The organism is uncultured Algibacter sp., assembly GCF_947495675.1.
In the GTDB taxonomy this organism is placed as follows: domain Bacteria; phylum Bacteroidota; class Bacteroidia; order Flavobacteriales; family Flavobacteriaceae; genus Algibacter_B.
The window spans coordinates 1-218 of record NZ_CANLZX010000110.1; the positions used below are offsets into that span (position 1 = coordinate 1).

Below are 218 nucleotides of genomic sequence, written 5' to 3' on the forward strand. Positions count from 1 at the left end.
CACCTAGATCTTTGGAAGCCTGCACGGAAGCATTTTCTGTCCAACCTGGCCGAACAAGATCAACCGGTCGTTTTTGTTCTGTTTGGGGAGGGAGCGATGAAGACGTTTTTCGATGTAGAGCCTCTCTGCAATCGCTCTATAATCGTCGTGCAGGCCCATCCACGTTCCCAGCAGTTCTTTGAATTCGGGCAAAACCCTCTGGTGCGCGCGAACCTAGG

The 218-nt window shown here is 52.3% G+C and carries 1 protein-coding gene; it reads left to right on the forward strand.

The genetic code is table 11. The features are described 5' to 3' along the window. A partial coding sequence (locus Q0842_RS16290) for a hypothetical protein (protein WP_298500579.1) occupies positions 1-218 on the forward strand: 218 nt, incomplete at both ends.